8 protein-coding genes are annotated in these 6586 nt (G+C 50.6%); 1 reads left to right on the top strand and 7 read right to left on the bottom strand.

What is annotated here, in order from left to right:
* Nucleotides 1-40 precede the first annotated feature (40 nt).
* The 7 genes from HOLDEFILI_RS08720 to HOLDEFILI_RS08690 all read right to left on the bottom strand — a co-directional run bounded on the left by HOLDEFILI_RS08720 (nt 41) and on the right by HOLDEFILI_RS08690 (nt 5512).
* Entirely contained in the window at nt 41-481 is a 441-nt protein-coding gene (locus HOLDEFILI_RS08720; RefSeq protein WP_039864406.1) for a hypothetical protein, read from the bottom strand.
* Between the two features lie 159 nt (nt 482-640).
* Nucleotides 641-988, bottom strand: a complete 348-nt coding sequence (locus HOLDEFILI_RS08715; protein ID WP_006059234.1) for a DsrE family protein — start codon at nt 986-988, stop codon at nt 641-643.
* A gap of 75 nt (nt 989-1063) precedes the next feature.
* On the bottom strand, nt 1064-1603 hold the full coding sequence (locus tag HOLDEFILI_RS08710; protein WP_039864404.1) for a ClbS/DfsB family four-helix bundle protein: 540 nt from the start codon (nt 1601-1603) through the stop codon (nt 1064-1066).
* Nucleotides 1604-1988: 385 nt separating this feature from the next.
* A complete protein-coding gene (locus HOLDEFILI_RS08705) occupies nt 1989-3440 on the bottom strand; it encodes a glycoside hydrolase family 1 protein (RefSeq protein WP_006059231.1) in 1452 nt (483 codons plus the stop codon).
* Nucleotides 3441-3460: 20 nt separating this feature from the next.
* Nucleotides 3461-3829, bottom strand: a complete 369-nt coding sequence (locus tag HOLDEFILI_RS08700; protein ID WP_006059230.1) for a PTS sugar transporter subunit IIA — start codon at nt 3827-3829, stop codon at nt 3461-3463.
* A gap of 86 nt (nt 3830-3915) precedes the next feature.
* Nucleotides 3916-5160, bottom strand: a complete 1245-nt coding sequence (locus HOLDEFILI_RS08695; protein WP_039864401.1) for a PTS sugar transporter subunit IIC — start codon at nt 5158-5160, stop codon at nt 3916-3918.
* A gap of 22 nt (nt 5161-5182) precedes the next feature.
* On the bottom strand, nt 5183-5512 hold the full coding sequence (locus HOLDEFILI_RS08690) for a PTS sugar transporter subunit IIB (RefSeq protein ID WP_006059228.1): 330 nt from the start codon (nt 5510-5512) through the stop codon (nt 5183-5185).
* A gap of 194 nt (nt 5513-5706) precedes the next feature.
* Between HOLDEFILI_RS08690 and HOLDEFILI_RS19690 the strand changes: the two genes are divergently transcribed.
* The coding region (locus tag HOLDEFILI_RS19690; RefSeq protein WP_006059227.1) for a BglG family transcription antiterminator at nt 5707-6586 on the top strand (880 nt) is incomplete at its 3' end.

Raw genomic sequence — 6586 nt, 5'->3', positions numbered from 1 at the left:
ATACTCTCAGGATTATATCACATTTTGTCAAAAACCGGTCTTACCACCAGAAAAAGACTCGCGGAGCACGCAGCCGCAATGTCGCGGGAGAAGCCAGGTGCAGCGACAGGCGCAGCTGTTCAGCCCCTTGCGGAATCGCACGGCATTGATATTTCCACTGCCACTCCGTCCCGGCGGTCAGCGCTATTTGTTCTTCCTTCACCAGCGTACCATCCTGCTTCTGATAGCGCAGCATCAGTCTGACCGGTGTGTTCCGGCTGGCCCGCATCCAGCCGCTTAAATACAGTTGAGTGCGGTCTTTGACCCAGATCGGCAGCGCATAGTTCAGCTGCGTATTCTGCCGGCTGGAAGTGTGCGTCATAACGCACGCATGATGTCCTTGAGCCGCCGGATCCTGCCAGCGGACATTCCCCTGGGATGTGAAATACAACAGGGAATCCTCAGGACCCGGACGAAACTGAGCATTGTGCAGATGATTCATAATGAGATCCTCCTTTAGAAATCCAAGATTTCCTAACCCAGCGTATGCTTTTTTCATCGTTGCTTCTGAGCGTTTCGCCGTCCGCGATAAAAGAAAAAGACCGCTGGATTGGGCGATCTTTTAAGCTTTGTGTCAATTTTTGCGGGAGACTGGGCTGACTTAGGGTTTAATATACGCGAAGCCTGCCTGCTGCTTCTGCGCCAGCTCAATCACCCCGGCCGGTACGACGACCGTCTTCTCGATCAGGCTTTCCGGCTGCAGCGCCTGTGCGCGCAGCGCGTTGCGGCAGGCGGCGAAGACTACCCCTTCGGCCTTGGCCTGCGCCATGACGACTTTCAGCGAATCGGGCAGAATTCCCGGCAGATAGCCCCGGACTGCGGGACCGTTGGCCAGTACTTCGATTTCATAAGATTCCTGATTCTGATGCAGCCCGTCGAGCATGTTGCGGACGTTGCCCAGCGTCATCGCCCAGGCCTCCATCGCGTCGATATGATAAATCACTTTCACACTTTCGCCTTCCTTCTGTGTTCTATTGTATCACAGCCTGGAAAAAGTCTGAAACGATGCATTCTGGCCGAGGCATCAAGCCTTACAGTTTTTGATATGGGCTTTCAGCTTCTTGATCGCCCAGTCGTAATGGCTGGACGTACAGCTGACAAAATAAGATCCAAGCGTGCTGCCGCCGACCCAGGTATAGATACCTTTGGCAAACAGCTGTTCGTTGGTGAACGTTTCCGCCAGCGCCACGACGGCCTTGTGCGACTGATCCAGCTGTTTCTTCGCCTGTTCCAGCGTCGTTGCCTGATGTTTTTTCCAGAAACCGACATTCATCACACCATAGGTTTTCCAGTTATAGGGTTCAGGGATAAACGGCTTAGCTTCGCCCTTTTGATTCGCGTCAATCCAGTTCAGGATCAGCTGGTGCCATTCATAGAGATGAATCAGTACGTCTTTCAAGTTCTGATCCCGCTTCCAGTGCGCTTCTTTTTTCTTTTCGTCATTTTCAAAATGGAACGGCGTATTCAGTTCGGTTTCCGTCAGAGTGCCGATCAGGTTCAGCAGTTTTTCATAATTGGTATTCGCAGCGAGAATCAGGTCTTGTTTTGTCGTTGGCCGGCTCATCATTTTTCCTCATCCGTTCCTGATCTAAAGTTCAGGGAACGCTTTCTTTTTTATAAGTCTATCATACAGCATGAAAGTTGACATCTGTATGTCAGCTTTAAATTCAAATAAAAAAGAATGCCGATGTTTTATAATCTATCCCCGAATTTCTTCTCCAGCTTATTTTGATCCGTACTTGATTCCACCGCGGTTATCCGTCTGGCTGTTCGATTTTACTAACAGACTCCGATTTGATCCGGCCGTGTACCCGCGGTTCGTTGTCTTTTAATACAGAAAATGAAAGACCTGCGGTCTTTCACTTCTTTCATACGCGGTTTTATCAGCTGCCGCTTTTCCTGTTTTATCGTTTATTTCAGATAAGAAATATTGTGCTTACTGAAATCCATCACAGCTCCGATCCCCGGCTGGCAATCACCTTCTGATACCAGGCAAAGGAATCCTTCTTAAACCGGTTGCCCGTGCCTTTTCCGTGATCATCCAGATCGACGTAAACGAAGCCATAGCGCTTGCTCATCTCTGCCGTTCCGGAGCTGACCAGATCAATCGGTCCCCATGGCAGATAGGCCAAGACCTTCACCCCATCCTGCAGCGCTTCGCCGACCGCCTGGATATGCTGACGCAGATAGTCGATGCGGTAATCGTCATGCACCGTCCCATCGACAAAGACGTCCTCATAGCCGAAGCCGTTCTCCGCAATCATAATCGGCTTCTGATACCGGTCCCAATACTGACTGATCGCGTTGTACATGCCCAGCGGATCGATCGTCCAGCCCCAGGCGTTCGCCTTTAAGTAGGGATTCTCACTGATCGAAGCCGGGTCCATCGTGTTCTTCTGCGAATCGAGTGTGCGCGAATAATAATACGAGAACGCCAGGAAATCCAATGTATTTTCTTTTAACAGCGCCTTATCCGCTTCCGTAATGTCCACGTGAATGTCATTTTCCTTAAAGTAGCGCAGCATGAAACCCGGATATTCCCCGCGCAGCGGCACGTCGGCATAGAAATACTGCATCCGGATCCGCTTCATCGCAAACACAATATCTTCCGGCCGGCAGGTCGCCGGATAGTAGGTGCAGTCCGCCAGCATGATGCCGATTTGAATATTGGGATTGATCTTCTTCGCATACGCCTTGATTTGGGCATTACACAGGAACTGATGATGAATCGCGATATACTGATCCTCGATCAGATTCTCGGTTTTATCCCGCAGAATTCCCAGCGACTTAAACGAACAATACTGAACCAAGTTCGTCTGGTTAAACGGAATCCAGTATTTGACAAGATGGCCGTAGCGGTCTAACAGCACCTTGGCATAGCGCACCATGAATTCAATCAGCTGCGGATTCTTGAAACCGCCGTATTCTGTCAATAACGGCAGCGGGATATCGTAATGAAACATCGTGACGATCGGCTCCATGCCGGCGTCAATCACCTCGCGGATCACCCGGTCGTAAAATTGCAGGCCCTTTTCATTCGGCACCCGCTCATCCCCGCGGGGAAAAATCCGCGGCCATGCGATCGAAAACCGGAAGCTGTTCATGCCCATTTCCTTCATCAGCGCAATGTCTTCCTTATAGCGGTAATAGAAGCCGTTTCCATAACGCTTCGGATAGTACCCTTCCTGATCGGCAACGGCCGCCGCCAGGGTCGCACTGGTATGTTCGTTTTCCACCAGCTTCTTCCGGTAGCGGATCCGGTCCAGCTGATCGTTGTATTGATGGATGTCCGACGTGGACAGACCGCGTCCGTCTACATCGTAAGCCCCTTCGATCTGACTGGCCGCCGTCGCGCCGCCCCACAGAAAGTCCTGCGGAAACTTATATTTTTCTTTTTCCATCGGTTTCCTCCTGTATTGAATTACTGTGGACCAACGATCAGTTCGTACAGTTCGATCAGCCGCTTGATCTGGCTGACCTCGCACATCGTCGTCATCAAATGATCCTGGGCGTGAGTAAACAACAGCGACGGCGCGTGCGCCAGGCCGCGGGCTTCCTCCTGAATCACCAGCGTCTGAGCCTGGTGTGCTTTCAGGATGCCTTCGGTTTCCGCCTGTTCCATTTTTGCGTAGGCTTCTTTGAATTTCTTTTCTTTGGCCAGCTGAAACGCTTCGTCCGCCAAGGTTTTCGCGCTGCCCGAATGCAGGATGATCTGCATCGCCACCTGATTTAAGTCAATTTCTGAAACCTCCGTCGGTTCCAGCTGTTCCTCGTTTGAATATGTCATCATGTCGATCCTTTCTTTATGAAAATAGTCGGAGCTTGGAGCTATAAGCAGCCTTCCGGATGAAGCAATTCCCGGTCAGTTCCGTCGATTTAACCGTTGAGCGCTTCACTCTGTTCCTCGGCAATCCGCTGTTTCTCATAGACCTTAAAGAACGGATACCAGGTTGCCAGATAGATCAGGAATAATACGACGTAAACCAGAATCGCCCGCAGATCCTCGGTGATCATCACGCTTGAAAGCGGCGCGGGAATCTGACCGACCTGAATCATTTTGGACGGGATATTCAATAACCCGCTGCGCATTGTAAACCAGACGACCAGCGGCCCGGTGATCGAATTGATCCACATCGGCACCATCAGCAGCGGGTTCATGACGATCGGGGCACTGTACATGATCGGCTCGTTAATATTGAAGATCGAAGGCAGAATTGTCAGCCGGCCGACGGTTTTCAGGCTCTTGGATTTTGAGAAGCACATCAACAGATTCAGCGTCAGCGTTGCGCCCATGCCGCCCATCGTGATCAGACCGGCCGTAAACACCGCTTCGTTGGTTGCGATGTTCATCGGCGCCAGCCCGGCTTCCACCGCGGCAATGTTGGCGGCGATGCCGGCCATGAAGATCGGCGTTTTCACACCATTCCACAGCCAGTGCGAAATGCCCAGCGTATAGAAGAACGTCATTAAGAAGATCAGCAGGACGAAGCCCGGCAGCGTCTGACCGAAGTTCTGAATCGGCGAGAAGGCCAGCAGCACCAGTGCGAACAGATCAATATTCAGATAGAACGTTAAGAAGACAGTCAGGCCGATCGAGGTGATGATCGGGATGATATTCTGAACCCAGCCGATCACAAAATCCGGCAGGCTGGAATCGTCCAGCGGATTGAGTCTTCCGACCAGGTGAAACAGAATCGACACCATGTAGCCGGCCGCGATGCCGACGATGATGCCGGTTGGGCCGAAGCGGTTGAACTCAACGCTAAACATGCCGTTGGCGTCGATCACCGGCTTGATAAACATGATGAATACGGAAATCGCGGTTAATCCGGCATTGATCGTATATTTGGTATGTCCGAGCTTCTCCATCATCTGGTTGGCGACCATGAAGGCGGTCAGCAGCCCCAGCATGCCGAAGGAGAAGTTGATGATGCGGATGAAGTTCGGCAGCGCCGGAATGGTCGAGCGCAGAACATTATACAGATGAATGCAGGACCCGGTCAGAATAAACGGAATGATCTTCTGCATCGAACTGGATAAGGCGGCGACAACCGGTTTCTGTGAGAACTTGTTCATCGTTGGCGTAAAGGAATTTGTCAGCCAGTTCATAAAACGTTTCATAATCTTTCCTCCCCTGGTGAAATCAATGGTTTTCCTGTTGGTTTTGATGCAGCTCCACCGCCAGCTCGATCAGCTTTTCTCCGTCCAGACTGCCGTAGACCTTCTGCGGAATGACGCCCACCGCAACGTTGTAGGGCTTAGCCAATTCCGTGAATTTAGCCTTGAAGTTTTCATAGTGCGGGGCCAGCAGCAGGACGTTGATCTTCGGCAGATACAAGACCGCCTCGGTTTCGCTCTTGGCTTCGATTTTTACGTTAAGGCCTTTTTTCTTGGCGACCTTGCGTGCGCCCTGGGCCAGAAAGCCGCTGGACAAGCCGGCGCCGCAGCACAATAAGACTTGAATGGGTTCCATATTTTTTCTCCTTCCCTCACTCGCAAATTCATTATAATTTGTCTGTCCTTTCCCCTCAACCGAACCTTTGCACGCTGAGGTGCATGGCTGACAGCTCAGGCCAGGACCTCTGCACCCTGCGGTGAAAGGGATTGAATTGATTAAGAATATCTTTACCTTTATAATAAGATCATAGGAAAAAGGCCGGTGAGAGTATGGCGATCAACAAAAAGAAAAATCTGATTCTTTATTTATGGGAACAGAACGTCCCCTGCACGGCTGCCGAGCTGGCTGATGTCTTAAACGTATCTGTCAGAACCGTTAAAATGTACGTCAAGGAGATCAACGCGCTTGCGCATCATAAGGTGGTGCTCTCCTCCAACAAGGGATATACCGCGCTCAAAATCAGCGACTTGTCATTTCTGGATGAACCGCAGACTTTCGCGATGAGCTATGCAGAACGTTCCGTCTATATCATTAAGAAAATTCTGATCGAACACCGGCCGCTCAATACCTTTGATCTGTGCGATGAATTGTTTATCAGCTATTCGACGCTGAAAAGCGACCTGGCAAAAATGAACACGCTGTATCAGATCTTTCATGTGCACTTCTCGACGCAGAACGATCTGATTCAGATTCAAGGCTCAGAAAAAGACAAGCGCACCCTGCTTTCAAGCATCATCCGGCAGGAAACGCACAGCCGGATTTTGGATCTGGACACGCTGAAACAGTCGTTCAGTCCCGCGGAAATCGAAAAGATCTCGCAGATTCTCAACGACTTTTTCAAACAGGGAACGTACAATCTCAACAACTTCTCCTATACCAATCTGCTTCTGCATTTTGCGATTCTGATCGAACGGGTGAAAACCGGCAATTCTTTATCGGAAATCCGCGAGATCATGACGAAAAATCCCGAGGAGCTGGCGTTGGTCAGACAGCTTTCCGACCGGATTGAGCAGGATTTCAGCATCACGCTGAACGCCTATGAGAAAAATGAGATTTATATCTTTTTTAAGACGAATATCAATTATCTGGTCGATTCCAATTATGACAAGCTGCGGGAAGTGATCGGAGAGGATGTGCTGGACGTGATCG

Source organism: Holdemania filiformis DSM 12042 (assembly GCF_000157995.1).
In the GTDB taxonomy this organism is placed as follows: Bacteria; Bacillota_I; Bacilli_A; order Erysipelotrichales; family Erysipelotrichaceae; genus Holdemania; species Holdemania filiformis.
This window is presented reverse-complemented; position numbering and strand designations above follow the sequence as displayed.

Excerpts from the sequence above, each read along its gene's own strand:
- HOLDEFILI_RS08690 (WP_006059228.1), bottom strand. The coding sequence starts at position 5,512 with ATGGAACCCATTCAAGTCTTATTGTGCTGCGGCGCCGGCTTGTCCAGC.
- HOLDEFILI_RS08720 (WP_039864406.1), bottom strand. The coding sequence starts at position 481 with ATGAATCATCTGCACAATGCTCAGTTTCGTCCGGGTCCTGAGGATTCC.
- HOLDEFILI_RS08695 (WP_039864401.1), bottom strand. The coding sequence starts at position 5,160 with ATGAAACGTTTTATGAACTGGCTGACAAATTCCTTTACGCCAACGATG.
- HOLDEFILI_RS08710 (WP_039864404.1), bottom strand. The coding sequence starts at position 1,603 with ATGAGCCGGCCAACGACAAAACAAGACCTGATTCTCGCTGCGAATACC.
- HOLDEFILI_RS08705 (WP_006059231.1), bottom strand. The coding sequence starts at position 3,440 with ATGGAAAAAGAAAAATATAAGTTTCCGCAGGACTTTCTGTGGGGCGGC.
- HOLDEFILI_RS08700 (WP_006059230.1), bottom strand. The coding sequence starts at position 3,829 with ATGATGACATATTCAAACGAGGAACAGCTGGAACCGACGGAGGTTTCA.